This is a genomic window from Defluviimonas sp. SAOS-178_SWC (genome assembly GCF_039830135.1).
Classification (GTDB): domain Bacteria; phylum Pseudomonadota; class Alphaproteobacteria; order Rhodobacterales; family Rhodobacteraceae; genus Albidovulum.
On sequence record NZ_CP156081.1, the window covers coordinates 4,098,380 to 4,121,420 of the forward strand.

Here is a 23,041-nt window from a genome sequence, read left to right on the forward strand (position 1 = left end):
GATCAGCCGCCCGCATCGATCTCGATCATCACCGGCCCGCCTGCGGACCGGAGGTCGCGGAGCGCTTCGGCGACGCTTTCGGGCGACATCTCCACCCTCCGGAAAAGCATGCGGCACGACTGCGCCACGGCTTTGAAATCGGGGGGCGTCGGGTGGCAACCGATCACGCTGACGCCCACTGCATCCATTGAGGCGGCGATCTCTCCATAGGCGTGGTTGTTCCAGATCAGGAAGGCGATGGGGAGGTTCTCGTCCACCGCCGTCATCAGTTCCGGCAGGGTGAATTGCGCGCCGCCATCGCCGACGAGGCAGATCACCGGCGCCCGAGGGTCGGCCAGGGCGGCGCCGATGGCGGCGGGGATCGCATAGCCCAGCGCGCCGAAGCCGGTCGCGGCGTTGAACCAGCCGCCGGGGCGATCGTGGTCGTAGTAGAGGTTGCCGGCGTAGATGGCTTGGGTGGAATCGCCGACGAAGATCGACCCCGGCAGGGTGTCGCGCACCGCGTTCAGGACCGCGATCCCGGCGCGCGTCGTGTCGTCGAGCGCCGCCAATGCCCCCTTGCGGGCAGTCTCGGCGCGTGCCGCACCGCCGGTCGCGGTGCCATCGGGCAGGGCCGCGACGAGGGCGGGCAGGACCGCTTCGGCATGACCGTGAAGCGCGAGGTCGGCGGGGTGCCGGGCCAGCTGGGCCGCGTCGACCTCCACCCGGATCAGCCCTTTCGGCCAGGGCAGGCCGCCGCGTCCGTACATGTCGTAATCGGTCGGCCCAAGTTCGGTGCCGATGGCAAGGACCGTATCGGCCCCCCGGATCAGGTCGCGGACCGGTTCGAGGCTCGGGCTCGCCGGCACCGTCAGGGGGTGGCGGTGCATCAGCCCGCGCGCATTCACCGTCTGCACGACCGGCGCATCGAGCGCCTCGGCCAGCGCGCGGAGGGCGGCCTCCGCCTTCAGCGCTCCGCCACCGACAAGGATCAGCGGGGTCTTGGCGCCGGCGAGACGGGCGGCGGCTTCAGCGATGGTCCCGGCGGCGGGCAGGAGTGGCTCGGGCACCGGTTGTGGCGCGGCGGTTGCGGCCGCAAGCCCCATCACGTCGGTCGGCACCTCGATATGACGCGGGCCGGGGCGGCCGGTGGCGAACCCCGCGAAGGCGCGGTCGAGCGCCGGGCTCAGGGTGGTGGGATCCTCCACCCGTTCGGAGGAGAGGGCGACGAGGGCGGTCATGCCGCGCTGGTCCGGAAGCTCGTGCAGGTGCCCGAGGCCCTTTCCCAAGGTGTCGCGCCTGTTGACGCCGGAAAGGACGAGCATCGGCACCGAATCCGCCCGCGCCTGCCCCATCGGCGTCAGCGTGTTGGTCAGACCCGGCCCGGTGATCACGAAGGCGACGCCGGGCTGGCCCGAGACGCGGGCGTAGCCATCGGCCATGAAGCCCGCGCCCTGTTCGTGGCGCGGCGTGACGTGGCGGATCGAGGAGCCGGCGAGGCCCCGGTAAAGCTCCACCGTATGAACGCCGGGAATGCCGAAGACGACACGGACCCCGCGCGCTTCGAGCGACTTCACAAGCGCTTCACCGACCGTTGTCATGCCCGTTCTCCTTCAGCCATACCCGCCGCATGGGCGACAATCCGGTCGCAAGCCGCGCGGAAGCGGCTGTCATCCACCGTGAGCGCGACCCGGACCCAGCCCTTCAGCGTGCCGCCGAACGCCGATCCGGGCATCACCGCGACCCCGCTTTCGTTCAGAAGGCCGAAGGCATAGTCGCGGTCGCCCTGCCCCGTCGCGGTCACGTCGATCAGCGCGAACATCCCGGCCTCGGGCCGGTGCACACGGAGCGCGGTTTCCTGTGCCAGCCGCTCGTCGAGATACTTCGCCCTGGCCGCAAAACGGGTCCGCATGCCCGCCGCGACGGCGGACGGTTCGGCGATAGCGTTCGCGGTCATGTCGGCGATGAAGGGCTGATTGCCGAAGAGCATCGTCTCGGAGAGCGGCAGCAGGCGTTCGGCGAAGTCCGCCGAGCTGACCGACCAGCCGGAGCGGAAGCCGGGTGCGGCGTGGGATTTGGAGATCGAGGCGACGCAGACTGTCCGGTCCGCGAGTGCGGTCCTGTCGAAAGGCGACACGAAGGCGACGCCGTCAAAGACCAGTTCCTCATAAACCTCGTCCGAGAGGATCCAGAGATCGTGCGCTTTGGCCACCGCGCCGATCGCGTCGATGTCCTCGGTGGTCAGCACCGCGCCGGTCGGATTGTGCGGCGTGTTGAGAAGGATCGCCCGGCTGCGCCCGGTGATCCGCGCCGCGATGTCGGCGGCGGCGATGCGGAACCCGTTCTCGGACCGCAGGGGCACCGGCACCGGCACCGCGCCGCTGGCCCGGATCACCCCTTCGTAGGTCGCGTACATCGGATCGCCGACCAGCACTTCGGTTCCCGGCTCGGCCACCCCCATGATCACGGTGTAAAGCGCGGTCTGGGTACCGGGAAAGCACAGAACCTGATCCATGCCGACGGGCCGCCCGGTGCGGCGGGCGTAGCGGGCGGCGAGGGCGGCGCGCAGCGTTTCCTCTCCGCGCCCCGTCGAATACTCGGTCCGGCCGGCGCGCATCGCCTCGGCCGCCCGGTCGATCAACGCCGCCGGGGCCGGCACATCGGGATTGCCGATCGTGAGGTCGATGACGTCGCGGCCCTTGCGCTTCATCTCGACGGCGGCGAAATGCACGTCCCATTTGGCGCCGCCGAGACCGGAAAGCCGGTCGAGGATCGGGGCATATCTCATTCCGCTTCCTCCAGTGTCAGGTCGAGAAGGGCGGCGACCGAGGCGCGGCCGATGGCCTCGATCTCGCCCGCGGCGAAGGCGTCGGGCAGCGCCCCACCTTCGAGCCAGAGCCCGTCGATCACCGCGTTGCAGGCAATGGCGAGGCGGCGGAGCTCCGCCGTGCCGGCCTCGCGCCCGCTTTCGGCGAAGGCGTCTGCTATCAAAGCCTCAAGCCGGTCGCGGTAGGCGAGGTAGTTTTCCTCGTGCGTCGCGCGCATCGCCGGATCGCGCCGGACCATGTGGATGAAGGCCGCCCAGAGCGAGAGCGCGCGCGGATCGACGACGGGCGGGGTCAGCGAGGCGGTGACGAAGCGCGCAAGCCGCGCCCGCGCGGTGGCGCCGGCGATGTCGCGCTCGCTGCCTTCAAGCTGGGTCGCCATATGCGCCTGATAGGCGGCGTTGACCAGGTCTTCCTTGGACGAGAAGTGGTGCCGGATCATCCCCTGCGACAGGCCCGCCGCCTCGGCGATGGCGCGCACCGTCGTTTCGGCCGGCCCCGCCTCTGCCATCAGGTCGAGCGTCGCGGCGATGAGATCGGCGCGACGGCTCTCGGGTTCTTCCCGGGTGAATTTCCGCCGCTGGGAGGACATGCCGGCTGCTGCTCCGCGAAAAATTATACATTTGTATATTTGACCGGCCGGCGCGCCCTCCGCAAGGGGAATTCGCATCTGGCGCCCCGGGCGCGAACGCGGCAGTCTGGATCGGGTATATCGGAGATCGGGAATGAAGAACAGCGACAGGCTTTGGGACATCGTCGAGACCCATCGAGAGGCCTTCACCGGCCTGGCCGACAGGGTCTTCGACACACCGGAAGTGGCCTATACGGAATACGAAAGCGCGGCTGCGCATGCCGAGATGCTGGAGGCGACGGATGCCAAGATCACCCGCGATCTGGCCGGCATCCCGACGGCGGTGACGGGCGAATGGGGCGCGGGCGGGCCGGTGGTCGCGATTCTCGGCGAATACGACGCGCTGCCGGAGCTGGGCCAGGAGCCGGGCGTGGCAGAGGAGCGGCCAGTGGGCCGCTTCGGTCATGGCTGCGGGCACAACCTTCTGGGATCGGCGGCGATGATGGCGGCGGTGGCCTTGCGCGACTACCTCGCCGAAAAGGGGCTGCCGGGCCGGGTGCGGTATTACGGCTGCCCGGCAGAGGAAGGCGGGGCGGCGAAGACCTTCATGGTCCGCGCCGGCCTTTTCGACGATGTGGATGCGGCCATCAGCTGGCATCCGGCCGACTATACCGGGGTGTTCGAGGCCAATTCGCTGGCCAATACCCGCATCGACTTCACCTTCCACGGCCGGGCCGCCCATGCGGCGGGGTCGCCGGAACTGGGGCGATCTTCCCTTGATGCGGTGGAGCTGATGAACGTGGGCGTGAACTACCTGCGTGAACACATGCCGGACGATGCACGGGTGCATTACGCCTATCTCGACGCCGGCGGGACGGCGCCCAACGTGGTGCCGGCCAAGGCGACGGTGCGGCAGCTGATCCGGACACGGCGGCTCCGCGACCTCAACGGTCTGGTGGCGCGGGTGCGCAAGATCGCCGACGGCGCGGCGCTGATGACCGAGACGCGGGTGGAGGCGAAGGTGGTCTCCGCCGTCTCGGACCTCCTCGGCAACCGGGTGCTGGAGGAGGCGATGCAGGCCAACATGGACCGCCTCGGCCCGCCGGATTTCGACGCGGCCGATCTGCCCTTCGCCGAGGCGATCCGGGCGACGCTGACCGAGGAACATATCGCTGACACGTTCCGGCGGACGGGCCGGCCGGTCGATCCCAAGTTGGCGCTGTGCGATTTCGTCGTGCCGCTCGACGCGGCCCCGCAAGCGGCGATGGGGTCGACGGATGTGGGCGACGTGAGCTGGGCTGTGCCGACCGTGCAGGCCTGGGTCGCGACCTGCGCGATCGGGACGCCGTTCCATTCCTGGCAGCTGACGGCACAGGGCAAGTCCCCGGCCGCGCACAAGGGCATGGTCCACGCCGCGAAAATCATGGCGACGACCGGGCGTGACCTTTTCGAGCGGCCGGATCTGCTGGCTGCGGCGAAAGCCGAACACGCGGCCCACCTGGCGCGCGAGCCCTATCGCTGCCCGATGCCGGACGAGGTCACGCCGCCGATTCCAAAGCAGGCGTAAGGGATGGGCGCGGAGGGACGCGCCCGACACTGGGAGGACGTGTTGGCCCGACTGTGCGGCGCGCTTCATGGTCCCACACACCTCCACCGGTTTTCATGAGACTACCGTCGCAATGCGCCCTCCCGGGGGAGGGTCGGGCGCGTCCCGGGCTGGTCGCCCGGGCCAGGTCGGGCTTCAGCACGAGACCGGAGCTGTCACTTCTGTGTCTTCAGACCGAGACGCTCAAGCAGCCGATCATGCGGGATTGCCGGGACGAAATTGCCGTCGCGCCCCTCCATGTCGGCATTGGCGATCATGCTGTTGAGGATTGCCTCTTCCACCGACTGCACCGCCGCCTCGAAGAAGCCGTCGATATCCTCGTCGGGGACGTAGGCGGCGGAGAGAAGACCCTCGGACGCGCCGCCCATGATCGCGCGGTTCGCGGTCGAGAAGGCGAGGAAGATGTCGCCCGAGCCGTGGCGGCCGAAGCCGCCCATCCGGCCGACGCCCATCCCGGCCCGCTGCGCCAGCCGCTTCAGCTGGTGCGGCAGGAACGGCGCGTCTGTGGCGATCACGGCGATGATCGAGCTGAGGTCGGGATCGGGGGTCATGCGCCGCACGGGCAGGTCGTCGAATGCCCCGCCGATGCGGTGGCCGAGCACGGTCAGATCCCCCCGCGCGCCGAAATTCGCCTGGACAAAGGCGCCAAGCATGTATTCGTGCCTGCCATAGCTCACCCAGCGCGAGGCGGTGCCGGACCCGGCCTTGAAGCCGAAGCATTTCATCCCGGTGCCGCCGCCGACGCTGCCTTCCTCGATGGGTCCGGTCGCCGCGCTTTCGATGGCGGCGAAGACGTGATCCTCGGTCACGTGGAAGCCGTTGATGTCGTTCAAAAATCCGTCATAGGTCTCGGCCGCGACCGGGAGCGCGAAATCCTCGTCGAAGCGGCCGGCGAAATGGCGGACCGCCCAGCGGATCGTGGCGTCGCGGGTCAGGCCGCAGGAATGGGTGTTGGTGATCGTGATCGGCAGGGCGAACTTGCCCGCCTCGGCGATGTAATGCACTCCGGTCAGTTCTCCGTTGCCGTTGAGGCTGTGGAAGCCGGCGAAGACCGGCACCTGCACCTCGTCCACCGGGCGCGGCAGGATCGCCGTGACGCCGGTGCGGACCGGGCCCTTGCCGATCTTCAGCGTCCCCTTCCCGTCGATGATCGTCGCGTAGCCGACGCCGACGCCGGGCACGTCGGTGATCGCGTTCAGGGGGCCCGGCCGGCCCTCGAACCGAAGCCCGAGCCCGGCGGCGCGGAGCTTGCCCGAGGGGGTGCGCTGGGACGACGACGGCATGATGACCTCCGATACTCAGATGCGCATGATTATCGCGGGCGCGGAACCCGCGCGACCGTCAGACGATCACGTCGATCCGTTCCTGCGCGCCAACGCCGAAGACGCGCTTGTAGCGGGCGATCTCGTCCTTCGGACCCATCGCCTTGTTGGGATTGTCCGAGAGCTTCACCGTCGGCCGGCCGTCGGCCGCGACCGCCTTGCAGACGAGGCTGAACGGGGCCAGCCGGTCGCCCGCGACGAGGCCGCGGAAGTCGTTGGTCAGAAGCGTGCCCCAGCCGAACGAGGCCTTGACCCGGCCGACGAACTTGGCGTGCAGTTCCTCGATCTTCTCGACGTCGAGGCCGTCGGAGAAGATCACCAGCTTCTGGCGCGGATCCTCGCCCCGCTCCTTCCACCAGCGGATTGCGGTCTCCGCGCCGGCGACCGGGTCGCCGCTGTCGATGCGGATGCCGGTCCAGCCGGCCAGCCAGTCGGGCGCGTTCTTGAGGAAGCCTTCGGTACCGTAGGTGTCGGGCAGGATGATCCGGAGATTGCCCTCATGCTCCTCGTGCCAGTCGGCGAGTACCTTGTAGGGCGCCTCGCGCAGGTCGTCGTCGCTGTCGGCCAGCGCGGAATAGACCATCGGCAACTCGTGGGCGTTGGTCCCGATCGCCTCGATGTCGCGGCGCATGGCGATGCGGCAGTTGGAGGTGCCGACGAAAGCGTCGCCCAGACCCTCGGCCATCGCTTGCACGCACCAGTCCTGCCAGAGGAAGGAATGCCGCCGCCGCGTGCCGAAATCGGCGATCTTCAGGCCCTTGATCGCGCGCAGCCGCTCGATCTTTTCCCAGAGCCGCGTCATCGCGCGGGCGTAGAGCACCTGAAGCTCGAACTTGCCCATCCGCGCGAGCACGGCGCGGGAGCGCAGCTCCATCAGGATGGCGAGCGCGGGGATTTCCCAGAGCATCACCTCGGGCCAACTGCCCTCGAAGGTCAACTCGTACTGGTCGCCCTTGCGTTCGAGCTGATAGGGCGGCAGGCGCATCGTCTCGAACCATTCCATGAAGGACGAGGAAAACATCTGCCGCTTGCCGTAGAAGGTATTGCCGCGCAGCCAGGTCGACTCGCCCCGCGTCAGCGAGATCGAGCGGACATGGTCGAGCTGTTCCCGAAGCTCGCCCTCGTCGATCAGGTCGGCCAGCGGGATATGGGTCGAGCGGTTGATCAGGCTGAAGGTGACCGTGGTGTCGGGCCGGTTTCTGAGCACCGACTGACACATCAGGAGCTTGTAGAAATCGGTGTCGATGAGCGACCGGACGATCGGGTCGATCTTGAAGTTGTGGTTGTAGACGCGGGTGGCGATATCGACCATTCAGGCCCCCAGCCGCACGCCGGCCGCGCGCATCTTGTCCCGCGCGGCGGCAAGGGAACCGTCGAGGTCGATCGCGCGGCAGGCGCCTTCGAGGACCGTGACGGTGAAGCCGAGCTTTGCCGCGTCGATTGCCGAATAGGCGACGCAGAAATCGGTGGCGAGGCCGACAAGGGTCAGATCCGCCACACCCCGCGTCCTCAGGTAGCCTTCGAGACCGGTCGGGGTTTTGTGGTCGTTCTCGAAAAAGGCCGAATAGCTGTCTATGGCGGCCCGGAAGCCCTTGCGGATGACGAGGTCGGCCGGATCGGTCGAAAGATCCTTGTGGAACGCCGCGCCGTGCGTGCCCTGGATGCAATGCGAGGGCCAGAGCACCTGCGGGCCATAGGGCATGTCGATCAAGCTGAACGGCGCCGCGCCGGGATGGTTCGCGGCGAAGGAGGCGTGATCGGCCGGGTGCCAGTCCTGGGTCAGGACCTTCGCCGCGAAGTCGCCCATCAGCGCGTTGACGCGCGGGATGATCTCGTCCCCGCCGGCGACGGCCAGCGCGCCGCCCGGGCAGAAATCGTTCTGCACGTCGATGACGATCAGGGCTTCGGTCTTCGGGCGCATGGCTTCCCCCTCTGGCATCATCCGTTGCTAGGCTGCGCCCGGCGTCAGGTCAATGGCCGGCGAAGTCCCGAGGCTTGCGGCACCGCTTGGGCTTTGCTACATGCGCGCCTCCCACCCTTCCCGTGCAGGTCCAGCATGTCCCCCGCGATCGGCGTCGATTTCGGCACCTCGAACACCGCCGCCGCGATCCTTCGCGACGGCGCGGCGCGGATCGTGCCGCTGGAAGCGGGGAACGAGACGCTGCCGACGGCCGTCTTCCTCGACTATGCCGCGCGGCGCACCGTCTTCGGCAGCGCCGCCGTGCGGGCGATGATCGACGGGCAGGACGGGCGGTTCATGCGGGCGCTGAAAAGCATTCTCGGCACGCCTCTGGCGCGGGAGAAGCGGCAGTTCCTGAACCGGCGACTGACGCTTCTGGAGATCGTGACGGAGTTTCTGGGCGAAATCCGGGACCGAGCCGAAGCGGCCACCGGCGCGGAAATACGGCGCGTCGTCGCGGGCCGTCCTGTTCGGTTTCACAGCGCCGATCCGGCGCGGAACACGCAGGCCGAGGCGGATTTGCGGGGCTGTTACGCGGCGGCCGGGTTCGAGGAGATCCGTTTCGTCAACGAGCCCGAGGCGGCGGCCCGCGCCGCCGGGCCGGGGCGCGACATCGGCCTGATCGTCGATATCGGCGGCGGCACATCGGACTTCACGCTGTTCGAGAGGCTGGACGAGCCGATGCACATCCTCGCGAGCCACGGAATCCGCCTCGGCGGCACGGATTTCGACAAGGCGCTGAGCCTTGAGAAGGTGATGCCGCTCCTCGGTCTCGGCGGCGAGCTATGCAACGAGATCGGGCCGGGGCGTCACGATGTGCCGCGCGCGCTTTTCCACGATCTCGCAAGCTGGGAGAAGATCGCCTTCCTCTACGGCCCCGCGACGTTGCGAAACACGCAGGCGATGGCGCGGCTGGCGGTGGAGCCGCGGCGGCTGAACCGGCTGGTAAGGGTCATCGAGAACGAGATCGGCCATGACGTCGCCTTCGCGGTCGAGGCGGCGAAGATCGGCGCGAATGGCGCGGCCGAGGCGGGAATCGACCTTGCCCTCGTCGAGCCGGGATTGCGGCCGGTCCTGACCGGGACCGAGCTTCTCTCGGCGCTTCACCCCTCTGCGCGGGCAATCCGGACGGCGATCGACGAGACGCTGACGTTGGCGGGCATCGGCGGCGATGCGGTCGGACGGGTGATCTTCGTCGGCGGGTCGAGCCTTCTTTCGGTCGTCGAGGCCGAGGTGCGCGCGGCCCTTCCCGGCGCCGCGGCGGAACGGTCGGACGTCTTCACCGCCGTCGTGCGGGGGCTTGCCCTTTGCACCGCCGATGCGGGCTGACTTGCCTGCGGCCCGCGCGCCCCGTATCACCACGCCCATGTTCACCGTCGCCGCGCTCTACAAGTTCACCGCCTTCCCCGACCCTGCCGCGCTGCGCCCGGGATTGCTGGCGGCATGCGAGGCGGCCGGGGTAAAGGGCACGCTGCTTCTCGCGCGCGAGGGGATCAACGGCACCATCGCCGGGAGCCGCGCCGGCATCGACGCGGTGCTGTCGCATATCCGCGGGATGCCCGGTTGCGCCGATCTCGACTGGAAGGAGAGCCCTGCGGCGGAGATGCCGTTCGGGCGGACGAAGGTGCGGCTCAAGCGCGAGATCGTGACGATGGGCGAGCCGGACGTGGACCCGACCGGCGCGGTCGGGCATTATGTGGCGCCGGCCGACTGGAATGATCTGATCTCGTCGGAGGATGTCGTGGTGATCGACACCCGCAACGATTACGAGGTGGCGATCGGCACGTTTCAGGGCGCGGTCGACCCCGGCACGACGAGCTTTCGGGAGTTTCCGGCCTGGTGGCGCGAGAATGCCGGGCGGTTCGCCAACATGCGCGTGGCGATGTTCTGCACCGGCGGAATCCGCTGCGAAAAATCCACGAACTTCCTTCTGAATGAAGGCGTGGAGGAGGTCTATCACCTCAAGGGCGGTATCCTGAAATATCTGGAAGTCGTGCCGGCGGAGGAAAGCCTCTGGCAAGGCGCCTGCTTCGTCTTCGACCAGCGGGTGGGAGTCGGCCACGGCCTGACCGAGAGCGGCCACCGGATGTGCCATGCCTGCCGCCGCCCGCTGGCGCCCGGGGATCTGGGCCACGCGGATTTCGAGGAAGGCGTGTCCTGCCCCGCTTGCATCCACGACTATTCCGACGCCGACCGCGCCCGGTTCCGCGAACGGCAGCGGCAGGTGGAGCTTGCCGAGGCGCGCGGGGGCCGGCATATCGGCCCTCAAGGTCCAGGGCGCTGAAGGCCGAACCGGGACCGAACGTCAGGTCCAGCCGAACTTCTCGAAAAGGCGGGTGAACCTGAGGGGACCGACGCGCGACCAGTCGTAGCCAAGCGCCGCCTGCCGCGCGGCCGCACCGCGGTCGCGCCGCAGTTCCTCGGACCCGGCGAACTCGGCAAGCCGGGCGCGGAACGCCTCGATATCGTCAGGGTCGAGCAGGGTGATCGCGCCGGTTTCGGCGCCGATCCGCCCGGCGCCGGCCTCGGACGCAAGGACCGGCAGGCCGTGGGCGGCGGCTTCGTAAGTGGCGATCGGATCGCCCTCTTCGAGCGAGGGCAATAGCGCCACATCGGCGCGGAGAAGTTCCGCCGCGACATCGCGGGTGAAGCCGATGGAGGAGACGCTGTCGCTGGCGAGGACATCGGCGAAGCGGGCGCGGATTGCCGGTTCGATGTCGCCGACGAGACGCAGGACTGCCCCTTTCGGCGGTCGCCGCCACGCCTCCAGCAGCCGGTGGGCACCCTTGCGCACGCAGACCGCGCCGACGAAGACAAAGACCACCGACGCGTCCGGTGTTTTCAATGGGCGGCGCGGCAGGGATCCGGGCACCCATGTCCCGTAGCTCGCCGGAATGATCCGGTCGGCGACGGGCGTTCCGACGTATGAGCGTTCCGCCACCGGGCTCGGCGCAAAGATCGCGGTGCAGAGGGATTGCCGCCAGTTCTGTTCCGCTATCCGGTCGTCGGTGATCCCGTGCGCCGGCGCGAGGCCGAGCGCGGCATACGCGGCGTCAAGCACCGGTTTCGCCGCCTCCATCCGCGTGTTCACCGATTCCGCAACGATTGGAATCCCGCGCCGGGCGAGGCGTTCGTAGACAGACACCGGAACCGAGGGCCAGAGATAGGCGATGTCCCCATCGCCCAGCGCCGCGAGGAAACGCCGGTGCAAGGCCGGCTCGGCGAACCGTCGGAAAAGACCGAAGGGAAGCCGCGAAAGCCCACGGGGGATCACACTATTCACCGGCAGGCCGGTCGGCCGGGCGCCGAGGAAGGCGGAGGTCGAGAGGTCGCACGCGAGGCCGGTCGCCCGGGATGCCGCCAGGATCGACCGGCAGGTGCGGCCGACGCCCACATCCTCGCACGGCATCGTGATCAGGGTTCGGATCGCCCGGACATGAATGGGTAGCTCCCTCATAAGCCGCCTCTTCCTTCGCGGGCATGACGGGCAGCGGACATCTGTGGCATGTTCCTAAAGTGGGCGGTTCAGGTCTATCGCCAAGCCACAGAAAAGTGAAGCGACGGCGACGCGGTGGCCGGACCGGCGGTTCGCTGCCGGGGCCGATCACCGGGCCGGGGCCGGATTGTTGTCGAATTCTTGACAAGTCACCCGGATCGCGGCGGAAAGACGCCCGTCCGGGCGCCGCGATGGACAGCCGGGGCGGCCTCATTTAGTCATTGGGGCGTATTTTGGAATAGGGTCCGCGCATTTGAGCGACATGACCGCAAGACTTCCGGCGCGCGAGATGGGTGCCAGCCGACCGGCGACTGAAGGGTCCGGCCGGCGGGCCCTTGCGACGATCGCGCTCATCACACTGATGCTGCCGGTGACCTTCTCGATGGGCACCTGGACGATGTCGCCATCGCGGGCGCTGTTCCTCGTCCTGCTGCCGATCCAGCTTTTCAACCTGCTGCGCGGACAGTACGGCAAGGTCACATACATCGACTGGCTGATCCTCGGCTACATGGCGTGGCGAACCTTCGTGCCGTTCATCCATAATCCACAGGTCGCCCTGCAATATGCCGGGTCGAACTCCGTCATCTTCCTCGGCGGCTACCTCGTGGGCCGCGCAACGATTCGCACGGCCGAAGATTTCCAGTGGATGGCCAAGGTGCTCGCCGCCTTCGTTATCTTCAGCTTTCCGTTCGCGATCTATGAAACGATCACGGGGAAGTTCGTCATCCCGCATCTTTTCGAAAAGATACCCGGCGTGACGAGCGTCAAGGACGTGAACTACATGCGGCGCATGGGGATGGACCGGGTGCAGTTCGTCTTCGTCCACCCGATTCACTACGGATTGTTCTGTTCGCTCGCACTTTCCGTCTATTTCATCGGCTTGAGAGGCGTGATTTCCGGGTTCTGGCGCTGGATCGGGATGTTCATCATCATCGCGTGCTGCCTCATGTCGGTGTCGAGCGGCCCGTTCCTGTCGACGATGGCGCAGGTCGGACTGATTTTCTATGCGTTCTTGTTTCGCAACGTCGACCGGCGCTGGCTCTATTTCGGTCTCTTCTTCGCGTTCTCGTACACGGTCATCGAGCTCGGCTCCAACCGGCCCGGCATCGTCGCCCTGATGTCCCTGCTGACCTTCTCCGCCTCGACGGCGAATGTCCGTTTTGTCCTCTTCGAATATGGCATGGCGCAGATTATGCGGACGCCGCTGTTTGGCATTGGGTTCCGCCAATGGGACCTGCCGTCCTGGATGACCGGCAGCATGGACAACTTCTGGCTTGGCCTCGCCCTCATCTTCGGATTGCCGGCATTTCTGTTCATGTTCGGTGCCGTCGTCGCTGGTCTCGTCGGCATTGGCAAACGCGCCTTCAAGCCGGGCGGCGTACTGTCGAATGTCCGGCTGGGATGGGGCATCATGCTTGTCAGCCTGACGCTCACACTCGCCACCGTCTATATCTGGAGCGAGGTCGCGTCGCTCACCATGTTCATGATCGGGAGCGGCGTCTTCTTGCTTCACGCACGGGAGGCCGACGAGGGAGACACGCCGCCGCCGGCCGAGGTCGACGGCCGGGCCGGGCCGACCTATTCGCGGTTCGCGCCCGAAGTGTCACGCACGGCTTCCGCCCCGCCTGCGCGGCAACGGTTTGACAAGGGACGACGATGAAACCCGCGCTGTTCGCCAACCGGTCGAACCTTCTCGACACGATCCGGGCCATCGCGGTGACGATGGTGGTGCTGTTTCATGTCGCCACCCGATACCCGGTGGCGGACCTCGACCTGGTCGCGCGGCAATTCCTGCGCTACGGATTCCTCGGCGTCGACATCTTCTATCCGCTCAGCGGCTTTCTCATCACCCGGTTCCTTCTCGGCCATAGCGAGCGCGGCTCGATCAAGGCCTTCTTCCTGCGCAGGTTGTTCCGGATCGTGCCGCTCTACGCGGTCGCGGTGACCATCTTCTTCTTCGCGGCAACCGTCATGCAGTACGAGGCGGAAAGCCTAGACAAGATCTGGGTGACCTACCTCTTCCTGACCGGCTGGTTCGCCTTCTTCACCGGCCCGGACAGCATTCCGTACACGATCACCTGGTCGCTGTCGGTCGAGGAGTTTGCCTATATCCTTTTCGGCTTGTCCGCCTTTCTGCTGCGACGGTCGTTTCCGGCGATCCTCGTCTGCCTCGCCATCGCGCCGTTCGTTCTGCGTGTCTACCTATACGCAGAGGGGTATGAGAACATCTACTACTTCCCTCTCGCGCGGCTCGACAGCATCGCAAGCGGCGGGCTGGTGGCGGTGCTGATCGGGCGGGTGCGGCATCTCTGGGCACTGCTGGCAGCCGGAACGGTCGCCTCGATGCTGGTCTGGAAAGCGGGCGGGCCGGTCGGGTCGGCGGCGCTCTTCACGACGGTAACCCTTGCGACCTGCACCACGATCGCGGCCTGCGAGACGGTGCTCAGCGCCCTTCGCGGGCGGATCCTCGATGCGGCGGCGCGGGTCGGGCTTTATTCCTACTTCATCTACCTCTTCCACTTCTTCTTTCTTTACGCCCTCTTCATGGTGGTCGGAAAACTCGGCATCGCAATGCCGTCGTTCTGGATCATGGGGCTGTTGTGCATGGCGACAACCTATGTCGCGGCCTGGATCTCGTTCACCTGGTTCGAAGCGCCGCTGATGCAGTTCGGCAGGCGGCTTGAAAGGGGGGCGCCCTCCCGCCCGGTGATCGCCGAAGGGCAGAAGCCGTGAAAGATCCGGCCATGTCGTTCAGCCGCCGGGCCTGAACCCGGATGGGACGGCGGGCGGCCCTTTTCATCCTGTTCGCCGCCACCGCGCTTGCCGTCATGGCGGCACTGTCCCGGCCCGGCGTCCCGCAAGATCGCGCATTGGCCCCCGGCCCGCGGGGAACGGGGCCGATCATCGTGGCGGTTCTCGGCACCAGCCTGACGAAGCGGGCAAGCTGGCCCGATCGTTTCGCAGGAGGTCTGAGCGAGTGCCTTGGCCGCGAGGTTCAGGTGACGAGGGTCGCCCGCGCCAACGCCAACTCGCGCTGGGGGCTTGCCGAGGCGGAGAGGGTGGCGGCGTCCCGACCAGACCTCGTCCTCATCGAATTCGCTCTCGCAGATGCTGATCTGACCGACGGCGTCTGGCCCGGTGAGAGCCGATCAAACCACCGCGCGATCATCGAGGCGATCCGCGAACGGCGGCCGGATGTGCGGATCGTGCTCATGACGACCAATCCGGTCGGCGGGCTGCACCGGCTGAAGCGGGCATTCCTCGGCCCCTACTACCGCGTCTACCGCGATCTCGCGGACGAACTCGGCGCCGGCCTTCTGGACGCCTGGCCGCGCTGGCCGGGGACGGCGTCCATCCCCGACGGCGTTCACCCCGCGCCCGAGGCGGAGGCGCAGATTGTCGTCTCGCCGCTGCTGACGCTCGTCGCGCCAGGCTTCGGCGCCGTTTGCGGCTAGCTTAACAACCGGCTGACCTGGCGCGCGCGGGAACCCGCCGGAGCGCAACGCGCCTGTGCGGGATGGTATTCCCCGGGGGCAATTTGCCGGCACCGGTGTGGACGGACCCTCCGCCGCTGCGGCGGAGGCGGGTTCCGCCCGGTCCGGTTGACGCCACCGGACGAGCGCCGCCAGCACCTCCGGTACCGATCGGCCGGACCGGCGGCACCGTCCCGCAAGACGGGAATACGCCATGATCTCGCTATCTGCCGTGACACTCTACCTGAATCCCAAGCGGGCTTCCGGCCCCGGCCCCGCACCAGGCGCCGTGTCGCTCGCGGCGTTCAGCCGCGACCGGACGCTCTTCGACAGCGGCGCCGGCTTCGATCTGGCGATGGCCGACATTCCGCTTTCGGGCACCGGCACGGCGGGCGAGGTCGTGCAGGCGCGGGCGGTATCGCTTGACGATGGCGGCGCCACGACGACGGCATGGGTGGACGTCGCGACGGTTGACGGTGGCGGGACCTGGGCCGGGGCGATCACCGCACCGCGCAGTTCGTCCTGGTTCCGGCCCGAAGTGCGGCTGAAAACCCAACCCGCTGTCACGGCACAGGGCGCGAACCGGTTCGGCGTCGGCCATGTGATCGCGATCTGGGGCCAGTCGGAGCCGGACCGCATCCTCTCGGCATTCTACGACAACACGCCTGCGCCGGCCGTCACCGACCCCGAGGCGGTGCAGGTCTTCGATGGCGCGGCGACCACGCCGGCGCGGCACTTCATCACCGACGCGCAGCCGCTGACCGCCGCCGTCGCCGCAATGGCCGCCACCTTCATTGCCGAACGGCCGGGCGAGAAATTCGCGGTCATCTTCCAGACGGTTCCCGGCAGCGATCCGCGCGGCCTCGTCAATGACGGCGATCTCACCCGGAACTGGGCCGACGACAAGGCCCTGCACGAATTCGCGACGGCGGACGGCCAGCATGTGGGCCTTGCGGCAATCTCCTGGTTCGCCTCGCCCGGCAGTTTCGGACTGAGCTATGGCGAGGCGATGTTCCCGCTGTTCGCCGGCCAGACGACCGCCGGAGTGCCAATCACCTTCCCGGCAACGATCAGCTACGGCACGGGCCTGAGCTATCAGGCCGATCATTGGTTCGGCGAGCTCTACGATTATACCAGGACGCGGTGGGTGCCTTACGGGCCGCACCGCTTCGACATCGACGCCGACATGCGCGACGCGACCCACTACGCCAACGGCAGCCAGCAGTTCAACCTCGTCAACAAGGAGGCCGTCCGCCAGAGCTGGCGCGACATGCTCGCCCTGCCCGCCGCGACGATGTTCCTGCCGCTGTCGATCGAACCCGTCACCTATGTGAACGGCTATGACGACGGCGCGGGCGGCTGGTCCGACTTCGCCCATCCCGCCGGCAATTCGGCTGATGGCACCTCGGCCTCGGCGCGGCTGACCGCCCACGCGGTGTTGCAATCGGCAGGGCTTTCCGGCTGGTCCGCACCGGAATTCGACGCCTGCCTTTGGGAGCCTTCCGGCGCCTGGGTGGAGGTCTGGTCCTCGGCCGGGCCGGTCACGACGACGCGGCTTGCGCGGGCCGAGGCGCCGATCGGGACGGCGCAGGCGCATTGGACCGAAGCGATGGGGTTCCAGATCAACGGTCTTCCGGCCAGAAACGCCCAGATCGTCGCGGGCCGGGTCCGGATCTTCCCGAACGGCGGCAGTTTCACCCATGCCGATGCGATCCAGTATGGCGAGGGCGGGGCGACCGGCATGATCGCCTTTCCGGAAGATTTCTTCGCGGAGACATGGAAGAACCTCCCGATCGTCGATGTCGGTGCGGCGGGCCTGAACGGCGTGCCGGTGCGACCGCTCGCCGACCCCGCGGTGCTGGCCAACACCCTTCCCGCAGCAGCGCCGAGTTTCACGACATCGGCCACCGGGCCCTACTTCCTGAATCCGATCAACGTGCCCGCTGGCGTGTCGGCCATCACCTTTGCCGGCCGGTTCCGCTTTTCCCTGCCGACCAACACGACCTACATCCTCTTTTCTCAGACCAGCACCGGCTTCGACGTGGAATTGATGAACACCGGCAACCTGCGGGTCACGATCGAGGACGGGACCGGCGCCAAGATGCTGTCGTCGAGTATCATCTCGACGGCGTTGGTTTCCGGGGTCTGGTACGACATCGTCTGTTCGGCGGATCAGGTTGCCAATGTCCTGCGGGTGGCGATCAACGGAACACTTGTGGCCACGGTCCCGTTCACCGCCACCGGCAACGGTCTTTTCCAGAGCAGCCGGGCGATCGGCTTCCTCGGGCGAAACACCGGCACACTGCAATATCTCGGGGATGTGGAATACCTGCGCGCCTGGTACAGCGCCACGACGACCGGCGCCCCCCCGGCCGCGACACCCTTCAAGGAGATCCTGGGACCGGCAACCGTCGCCAATGCCGACCTATGGAAGCTTGGGGCCGACGCCGTTTAGGACGGTGCGCAGCACCAAAAAAGAAGGGGCCGCGAGGCCCCTTTTTCGTGCCGCTCTTTCGGCCCGCCGGGCGCGTGCCGGCATGCGTTAACGCCGGCGGCGGCTTTGCCCTACCAAAGCGCAACAATGCCGGCGGCGGTGGTCCCGGTTGCATTGACGCCTCTGGTCCGGATCGGGAGAACGCTGCCGGCCTGCACGTTCTGGAGCAGCACACTCTGGCCACCGGCCAGGCGGGCGGAGACGTCGCCGGTCTGACCGACGAAGAGCGCGCGTGGCAGCACCGGCAGGTCGGTCGCGTCATTCGGCACGACCGTTTGGGCGTCGCGCGCTGGTGCCGTGAGGCTCGTCGGGTAGTCGGAAAATTTGTCCATCTTTCTCATCCTGATCGCCCTCGCCTCCGGCCCGCGGCGGCCGGGCGATCCGGCCGGGCTCCGCAATCCGGCGATGCGTGGGGGTTGCATGGCCAAGTTCGGGCGACCGACCCTCGCGGCGGGCACCCGAGCGCGGATTTTTGGGCAACGTGCATGAAGATCGGAACAAACAACCGCACGCTGAGCATTGTTTCCCACGAAGTGCGCGGGATTCACCCTGATCGGCGGAATCGTGCCGTTTTCCTTAACAATTCCCTTGGGGAACCCGGTGAATTCACCGTCCAGGACACATCGCAACTACAATTGTGCCCAATCTTTGCCATGTTGTCCCGCATTGTTCGGATTGTCGATACACTCGCGATGCGAAGGATAGCTGTTATGAAACTTGCTCGCTCACTCGTCCTGCTCGGGCTGAGCACGGCTCTGTATGCGTCAGAGGCCAGTGCAACCGACTTCTTTGTCAAGGCCGTCACGGCTGGTCCCGTTACCGGTACTCCGTTGGCAATCGTCACCCTGCAGTCTGGCGAGACCACGACAACGGAATCCAAAGTGCTGGCGACGGGCAAGAACAAAACGTTCGAAAGCTCGTTGAAGCTAAAGACCGGGAAAGAGACCTCCGTCAGCGACCGGGCCGGGAAGTGGGTCACCGCGCCAAGCAAGACCGACACCAGCGGGACGTCAGGCGAGACGACAACTGTGGCCGAGACGCCCACGGGGTCCACGACCGAATCCGGAACGACGAGCGGATCGGGCACGGAAGGCGGCGCCACCACGACGACGTCAACGACAACCAGCGGCACCGGCACGGAGAGCGGCACGACCACCACGACAAGCGGCACGACCACCACCACATCGACAACGCCCACGACGACAACAACCCCCTCCCCAACGACCACAACTTCTACGACGACAACGACCGCGCCGGCCCCCACGACATCGCCGACGACCACGACGGGAACGGTTTGGGCGAGCTTCGATACGCTGATGCAATCGGGGAAAGTCGCCGGCGGCGACCGGGTCTTCCTGATGGACGGGTATCATGGCGCCTTGGTGATCCGCGACATGAACTTCACCTCGCCGGTGGTGATCGCGCCGATGTCGGGTGCGGTGGCCCATGCCGATTCTATCCTGATCAGCAACTCTCACAACGTCTTCGTCCAGGGTTTGAAGGTCTGGGCACGCTCGACGAATGCCGGTAACGGCGCGCTGGTGCGGTCCTATTCGAACAACAGTGACATTGCTTTCACCGACCTCGACGTTCGCGCCGTCGCCAACTCCGGCAACTACGCGCAGTGGACGCTGACCGACTGGACCAACAACCAGCGAGAGGGCATCCTCGCCGACGGGAACCGGGTCACCGTCGCCAGGAACCGGGTGACGGGGGTCTATCACGGCATTCAGGCTGCCGGTGCGAACGCGCTCGTCGAAGAGAACATCGTCGATGGCTTTTCCGGCGACGGCATGCGCGCACTTGGGGATAATTCGATCGTCCGCCGCAACAAGGTGCAGAACTGCTACCAGATCAACGCGAACCATGCAGACGCGTTCCAGTCGTTCTCGCGCGGGGCGGGTGGTACGGCAGGCACCGGTACTGTTCGTGGCCTGACCATCGTGGACAACAAGTTCTTCGAATGGACCCTTCCCACCACCAACCCGCTGCGTTGCAAGCTTCAGGGCATCGGGATGTTCGACGGCATGTACGACAACGTGAAGATCCACAACAACGTGATCGCCGTTTCAGCCGGTCACGGCATCGCGCTCGCCGGCCCGCTGAACTCGATCATCTCCAACAACACGGTGATCAACCCCGATCCGAACACCACCAACCGTTACCCCTGGATCCGGATTTCGCCGCACAAGAACGGGACGCCGCCGAAGAACGTGGTGTTCGCCAACAACATGACGATGGCGCTGTACGTGTACAACAACGCGACGAACAATGTGTCCGAGACAAACAACATCATCGTGACCAACGCCTCGAACGAGTTCAACTCGGTCTCAAATCGGGACTTCACGCTCAAGTCCACCTCCAAGGGCGTCGATGCGGGTGATCCGGCCTATGCGCCCGGAAAGGACATCACCGGCGCAGCCCGGCCGAAGGGCAAGGCGCCTGACGCAGGGGCATACGAGAACTTCTGACCGGTCCTTGCGACCACGAGCGCTCCGCCCCGCCGGCCACGCCGGCGGGGTTTTCATTTTCGGGATCAGAACTCGCCCCCGAACGCCTGGCGAAACATCCATGCTGAGCGCAGGAGGCGGAGCCGGATCAGCACCACAGCGCCACGGAACCGCTCCCCGCTACCGGAGAGCTTCGGGCTGAAAAGCAGCCTGGGAAGATGGGCCGGCGCACTCGCCGCCATCGCGACGGCGCGCAGCGCCCACCGCAGGCGCCCGCCACCGTCATGTGCGGCCAGATGCAGGCCATGCATCTCGCGCGCGATACGGCGCCACTTGCGTTCCAGCGCGGGCCAGTCCGATCGGGTCGGATGGGCAACGCGGAGCGTTTCGTCCAGCACCAGACGAAAGCCCTTCGCCCGGGCGCGCTGGCACCATTCCGCATCTTCGGAAAGGCCGTTGATGAAGGGGCCGACCGCGTCGAAGACGGCCCGCGTCGTTACAAGGTTCGCGGTCACCGAGAAGCCTTTTTTCTCGATGTATTCCTTGTAGTTGAAGGCAAAGACCGTTTCAAACGCCTCAGCGCCGGAGCGTGGCGGCGGCGTTTCGTCGAAGACGTCAATCGCACCCCCGATGATATCGGCCCGGCCACAGGCGCGTTTCGCCGCAGCCAGCCAGTCCGACGCCGGGACGCAGTCGGCATCCAGGAAGATCAGGCCATCCGCACTGCTTTCCCGGACGCCCCGGTTTCTGGCCAGTGCAGCGCCCTTGCCGGGCTCCGACACGAAACGGACCTGGGGAAACTCCGCCTTGACGGCGTCGATCGGTTCGCTCGATCCGTTATCGACGACGAGAATGTCGACGCCACTGGTGTCAGCTGCGGTCAGGGCGGTCAGGCAACGACGCAGCCGCGCGACATCGTTGTAGTGCGGGATGATGACGACGTGATCGGCGCTCATGCGTGGTTTGATTCCCCATTCGGCGAACCAGTCCTGCCATGGCGCGGGCGCCGAACTGAACCCCAAACGGGGCGCCGCGAAACGATGGTTGCTTTTTGGACCTATAGGTGAGCAATCGCGCAACAATATTCGTATCCAAATCGGCAACGATTTCCGCATGAAGCGGTAACATTTGCGCAAATCTGAAACAGAATCATCTTAAGGTTGAGTTTCGGGGAATGTGGAAAAAAAAAGGCGTGCATATGTTCCAATGAGGGTAAAACGTGATACAAGTATCGCTATGGTAATTTGTACCGGCTGATTTTGATGTGAAGGGGTGGAAATGCTTGGGATGAAATGGTGCGCAGGGGCCATCGCGGGCTTGGCACTTGCGGCGGGCGCCTCGGTGGCGAACGCCTATGTTATTGATTTCACGGATTCGTCGACCGGGACATCCGGGACGCTTTTCCAGGGCACCGTGTCGTGGACGCTCACCTCTAACGGCATCCTGAACAACTCGCAGAGCTTCGATGGCACTTCGACGCCCTCCGGCACCGGCCTGTCTTTCGAGACAGACGGCTACGGTGTGGGGGCGCATGACGACGAAATCACGACTTCGCCGATGCGCCAGGAATGGATCGAGCTCACCTTCAGCGCTCCAGTGCTTATCGACGCAATCTACTTCCTCGACCTGTTCGTCTCTCCGGACCGTTCTTCGGTCGAAGTTGGTCAGGCGTCGATCAACGGCGGCAACCCGCTTCTGACGTTGACTGCGACCGATGTCGCACGCACTGGTGCGCCTGGTTTTGTCGGAGCGACCTTCGCGCCGATCTACGCCACAGTCATCCGCTTCACCGTGCTCAGCTCCAATGATAGCTTCGGCTATGCCGACGGCGCGCTGGCGGGTGTGGGTATCGCCCCGATCCCGGTTCCGGCCGCGGGCGCCCTGCTCCTTGGCGGTCTCGGTGGTCTGGCGGCTCTGCGCCGCCGCCGTCGCAAGGCGAACTGAGCCGGCGATCAGAATTCGAAAAGGCCGGGCAGTCGCCCGGCCTTTTTCGTTATGCGCCTTTCGGGCACACCCGGTGAGGGTCGATCACCCGTAGGTGCCGTAGCTGTAGCCCACGGAATCGTCGGCATAGCGGCACTTGTTCAGGACCACGCCGAGCACATTGGTCAGCTGCGCCAGTTCCTTCTCGCAGATGTCGATGTTCGGGAGCGTCGTGCTTTCCGCGGCCGCAACGAGAAGTGCGCAATCGACGTTGCCGAGGAAGCCGACATTGTCGTCGCTCGCGAGCATCGGCGACATGTCGAAGATCATGATGTCCGGCTGCCAACGCCGCTCGATCTCGTCCAGCTTCTCGCGGGTGGAGGCACTTTGCAGAAGCTCCGCTGGATGCCGGCTCGCGGCGCTGTTCATGCAGACGATCAGGTTCGTGCCGATCCGGACCGCGATATCGTCGAATGACGCGTTGCCGTCGAGCACCTCGTGGAACGATGCGGAGAGACTGTGCCCCAGCGTCTTGTGCAAGGCCGGACGCCGCAGGTCGAGGTCGATCAGCATGACCTTGAGGTCTTTCTGCCGCGACAGGCTGAGCGCCAGATTGATGGCAATCGTGGTCTTGCCGCAGGCCGCACCGGGCGAGGTGATCGCCAGACGGCTCCAGCCCTTCTCTTTCATCTGCCGGATCGTGCGCGAACGGAGCATGTCGTAGGGCGTCGCGTCCTTGCCTCCGGACAGCGCCGTGATGCGGTGGCGGAGCGCGGTGCCGGACGATACCGTGATCTCGCGCAGACCTTCCCAGGAAGCGGCCCCGCGTCCGGCTTTCTGGACGACGTTTTCCCGCACGGTTTCCGGCGCCCCGAGGGCCGCCTTGCGCATCTCCCGCGCCTTGGCCAGTGCGGCTTCAAGCTTTTCCATCGTTCCCGTTAC

19 protein-coding genes are annotated in these 23,041 nt (G+C 66.5%); 9 read left to right on the top strand and 10 right to left on the bottom strand.

Annotation, left to right across the window (positions count from 1 at the left end; genetic code table 11):
• Positions 1-2 precede the first annotated feature (2 nt).
• Genes V5734_RS21230 through V5734_RS21240 form a run of 3 tightly spaced genes read right to left on the bottom strand, consistent with a single transcriptional unit; the run spans position 3 to position 3,396 of the window.
• On the bottom strand, positions 3-1,580 hold the full coding sequence (locus V5734_RS21230) for a 5-guanidino-2-oxopentanoate decarboxylase (RefSeq protein ID WP_347311589.1): 1,578 nt from the start codon (positions 1,578-1,580) through the stop codon (positions 3-5).
• Entirely contained in the window at positions 1,577-2,767 is a 1,191-nt protein-coding gene (locus V5734_RS21235; protein WP_347311590.1) for a pyridoxal phosphate-dependent aminotransferase, read from the bottom strand. The genes V5734_RS21230 and V5734_RS21235 overlap by 4 nt, the downstream gene beginning before the upstream one ends.
• Positions 2,764-3,396 carry a TetR/AcrR family transcriptional regulator gene (locus V5734_RS21240; protein ID WP_347311591.1) on the bottom strand — a complete coding sequence of 211 codons (633 nt, stop codon included), beginning with the start codon at positions 3,394-3,396 and terminating at the stop codon, positions 2,764-2,766. Before V5734_RS21240 ends, V5734_RS21235 begins: the two co-directional genes overlap by 4 nt.
• Positions 3,397-3,529: 133 nt before the next feature.
• Here V5734_RS21240 and V5734_RS21245 point away from each other — a divergent pair, with 133 nt between their 5' ends.
• Positions 3,530-4,942 (top strand): M20 family metallopeptidase, encoded by a 1,413-nt coding sequence (locus V5734_RS21245; protein ID WP_347311592.1) that lies wholly within the window; start codon positions 3,530-3,532, stop codon positions 4,940-4,942.
• Between the two features lie 194 nt (positions 4,943-5,136).
• On the opposite strand, the gene V5734_RS21250 is transcribed toward V5734_RS21245, so the two are convergent.
• Genes V5734_RS21250 through pncA form a run of 3 tightly spaced genes read right to left on the bottom strand, consistent with a single transcriptional unit; the run spans position 5,137 to position 8,224 of the window.
• The gene (locus tag V5734_RS21250; RefSeq protein ID WP_347311593.1) at positions 5,137-6,264 is read right to left on the bottom strand and encodes a P1 family peptidase; all 1,128 of its coding nucleotides are present in this window, start codon (positions 6,262-6,264) and stop codon (positions 5,137-5,139) included.
• Positions 6,265-6,322: 58 nt separating this feature from the next.
• Positions 6,323-7,615, bottom strand: coding sequence for a nicotinate phosphoribosyltransferase (gene pncB / locus V5734_RS21255; protein ID WP_347311594.1), 1,293 nt, complete (start codon positions 7,613-7,615; stop codon positions 6,323-6,325).
• On the bottom strand, positions 7,616-8,224 hold the full coding sequence (gene pncA, locus V5734_RS21260; protein ID WP_347311595.1) for a bifunctional nicotinamidase/pyrazinamidase: 609 nt from the start codon (positions 8,222-8,224) through the stop codon (positions 7,616-7,618).
• A 135-nt stretch (positions 8,225-8,359) separates the two neighbouring features.
• Between pncA and V5734_RS21265 the strand changes: the two genes are divergently transcribed.
• Together V5734_RS21265 and V5734_RS21270 are read left to right on the top strand one after the other, a co-directional pair.
• The gene (locus tag V5734_RS21265) at positions 8,360-9,592 is read left to right on the top strand and encodes an Hsp70 family protein (RefSeq protein ID WP_347311596.1); all 1,233 of its coding nucleotides are present in this window, start codon (positions 8,360-8,362) and stop codon (positions 9,590-9,592) included.
• Between the two features lie 37 nt (positions 9,593-9,629).
• Positions 9,630-10,547, top strand: coding sequence for a rhodanese-related sulfurtransferase (locus tag V5734_RS21270; RefSeq protein ID WP_347313689.1), 918 nt, complete (start codon positions 9,630-9,632; stop codon positions 10,545-10,547).
• A 21-nt stretch (positions 10,548-10,568) separates the two neighbouring features.
• On the opposite strand, the gene V5734_RS21275 is transcribed toward V5734_RS21270, so the two are convergent.
• Positions 10,569-11,720 carry a glycosyltransferase family 4 protein gene (locus V5734_RS21275; RefSeq protein WP_347311597.1) on the bottom strand — a complete coding sequence of 384 codons (1,152 nt, stop codon included), beginning with the start codon at positions 11,718-11,720 and terminating at the stop codon, positions 10,569-10,571.
• 301 nt (positions 11,721-12,021) lie between these two features.
• On the opposite strand from V5734_RS21275, the gene V5734_RS21280 reads away from it, so the two are divergent.
• The 4 genes from V5734_RS21280 (at position 12,022) to V5734_RS21295 (ending at position 17,687) form a co-directional block, all read left to right on the top strand.
• Complete coding sequence (locus V5734_RS21280; protein ID WP_347311598.1) at positions 12,022-13,419, top strand: O-antigen ligase family protein; 1,398 nt, start codon at positions 12,022-12,024, stop codon at positions 13,417-13,419.
• Positions 13,416-14,492 carry an acyltransferase family protein gene (locus V5734_RS21285; protein ID WP_347311599.1) on the top strand — a complete coding sequence of 359 codons (1,077 nt, stop codon included), beginning with the start codon at positions 13,416-13,418 and terminating at the stop codon, positions 14,490-14,492. The genes V5734_RS21280 and V5734_RS21285 overlap by 4 nt, the downstream gene beginning before the upstream one ends.
• A 41-nt stretch (positions 14,493-14,533) precedes the next feature.
• Positions 14,534-15,214: an SGNH/GDSL hydrolase family protein gene (locus tag V5734_RS21290; RefSeq protein WP_347311600.1), complete on the top strand. Its 681-nt coding sequence runs from the start codon at positions 14,534-14,536 to the stop codon at positions 15,212-15,214.
• 232 nt (positions 15,215-15,446) lie between these two features.
• Positions 15,447-17,687, top strand: a complete 2,241-nt coding sequence (locus tag V5734_RS21295; protein ID WP_347311601.1) for a LamG-like jellyroll fold domain-containing protein — start codon at positions 15,447-15,449, stop codon at positions 17,685-17,687.
• Positions 17,688-17,797: 110 nt separating this feature from the next.
• Here the strand turns inward: V5734_RS21295 and V5734_RS21300 are convergent, their stop codons facing one another.
• Positions 17,798-18,058, bottom strand: coding sequence for a spike base protein, RCAP_Rcc01079 family (locus V5734_RS21300; protein WP_347311602.1), 261 nt, complete (start codon positions 18,056-18,058; stop codon positions 17,798-17,800).
• A gap of 153 nt (positions 18,059-18,211) precedes the next feature.
• On the opposite strand from V5734_RS21300, the gene V5734_RS21305 reads away from it, so the two are divergent.
• Positions 18,212-20,197 (top strand): right-handed parallel beta-helix repeat-containing protein, encoded by a 1,986-nt coding sequence (locus V5734_RS21305; protein WP_347311603.1) that lies wholly within the window; start codon positions 18,212-18,214, stop codon positions 20,195-20,197.
• A 65-nt stretch (positions 20,198-20,262) separates the two neighbouring features.
• Here V5734_RS21305 and V5734_RS21310 read toward each other — a convergent pair whose 3' ends face one another.
• The gene (locus tag V5734_RS21310) at positions 20,263-21,132 is read right to left on the bottom strand and encodes a glycosyltransferase family 2 protein (RefSeq protein ID WP_347311604.1); all 870 of its coding nucleotides are present in this window, start codon (positions 21,130-21,132) and stop codon (positions 20,263-20,265) included.
• 322 nt (positions 21,133-21,454) lie between these two features.
• On the opposite strand from V5734_RS21310, the gene V5734_RS21315 reads away from it, so the two are divergent.
• Positions 21,455-22,120: a VPLPA-CTERM sorting domain-containing protein gene (locus V5734_RS21315; RefSeq protein ID WP_347311605.1), complete on the top strand. Its 666-nt coding sequence runs from the start codon at positions 21,455-21,457 to the stop codon at positions 22,118-22,120.
• 84 nt (positions 22,121-22,204) lie between these two features.
• Here the strand turns inward: V5734_RS21315 and V5734_RS21320 are convergent, their stop codons facing one another.
• Entirely contained in the window at positions 22,205-23,029 is an 825-nt protein-coding gene (locus tag V5734_RS21320) for a CpsD/CapB family tyrosine-protein kinase (RefSeq protein WP_347311606.1), read from the bottom strand.
• Positions 23,030-23,041: the final 12 nt, after the last annotated feature.

Coding starts and splice junctions, on each gene's coding strand:
- V5734_RS21235 (WP_347311590.1), bottom strand. CDS start 2,767: ATGAGATATGCCCCGATCCTCGACCGGCTTTCCGGTCTCGGCGGCGCC.
- V5734_RS21240 (WP_347311591.1), bottom strand. CDS start 3,396: ATGTCCTCCCAGCGGCGGAAATTCACCCGGGAAGAACCCGAGAGCCGT.
- V5734_RS21305 (WP_347311603.1), top strand. CDS start 18,212: ATGAAGATCGGAACAAACAACCGCACGCTGAGCATTGTTTCCCACGAA.
- V5734_RS21310 (WP_347311604.1), bottom strand. CDS start 21,132: ATGAGCGCCGATCACGTCGTCATCATCCCGCACTACAACGATGTCGCG.
- V5734_RS21265 (WP_347311596.1), top strand. CDS start 8,360: ATGTCCCCCGCGATCGGCGTCGATTTCGGCACCTCGAACACCGCCGCC.
- V5734_RS21290 (WP_347311600.1), top strand. CDS start 14,534: ATGGGACGGCGGGCGGCCCTTTTCATCCTGTTCGCCGCCACCGCGCTT.
- V5734_RS21270 (WP_347313689.1), top strand. CDS start 9,630: ATGTTCACCGTCGCCGCGCTCTACAAGTTCACCGCCTTCCCCGACCCT.
- V5734_RS21315 (WP_347311605.1), top strand. CDS start 21,455: ATGCTTGGGATGAAATGGTGCGCAGGGGCCATCGCGGGCTTGGCACTT.
- pncA (WP_347311595.1), bottom strand. CDS start 8,224: ATGCGCCCGAAGACCGAAGCCCTGATCGTCATCGACGTGCAGAACGAT.
- V5734_RS21230 (WP_347311589.1), bottom strand. CDS start 1,580: ATGACAACGGTCGGTGAAGCGCTTGTGAAGTCGCTCGAAGCGCGCGGG.
- V5734_RS21285 (WP_347311599.1), top strand. CDS start 13,416: ATGAAACCCGCGCTGTTCGCCAACCGGTCGAACCTTCTCGACACGATC.
- V5734_RS21295 (WP_347311601.1), top strand. CDS start 15,447: ATGATCTCGCTATCTGCCGTGACACTCTACCTGAATCCCAAGCGGGCT.
- pncB (WP_347311594.1), bottom strand. CDS start 7,615: ATGGTCGATATCGCCACCCGCGTCTACAACCACAACTTCAAGATCGAC.
- V5734_RS21250 (WP_347311593.1), bottom strand. CDS start 6,264: ATGCCGTCGTCGTCCCAGCGCACCCCCTCGGGCAAGCTCCGCGCCGCC.
- V5734_RS21275 (WP_347311597.1), bottom strand. CDS start 11,720: ATGAGGGAGCTACCCATTCATGTCCGGGCGATCCGAACCCTGATCACG.
- V5734_RS21280 (WP_347311598.1), top strand. CDS start 12,022: ATGACCGCAAGACTTCCGGCGCGCGAGATGGGTGCCAGCCGACCGGCG.
- V5734_RS21245 (WP_347311592.1), top strand. CDS start 3,530: ATGAAGAACAGCGACAGGCTTTGGGACATCGTCGAGACCCATCGAGAG.
- V5734_RS21300 (WP_347311602.1), bottom strand. CDS start 18,058: ATGGACAAATTTTCCGACTACCCGACGAGCCTCACGGCACCAGCGCGC.
- V5734_RS21320 (WP_347311606.1), bottom strand. CDS start 23,029: ATGGAAAAGCTTGAAGCCGCACTGGCCAAGGCGCGGGAGATGCGCAAG.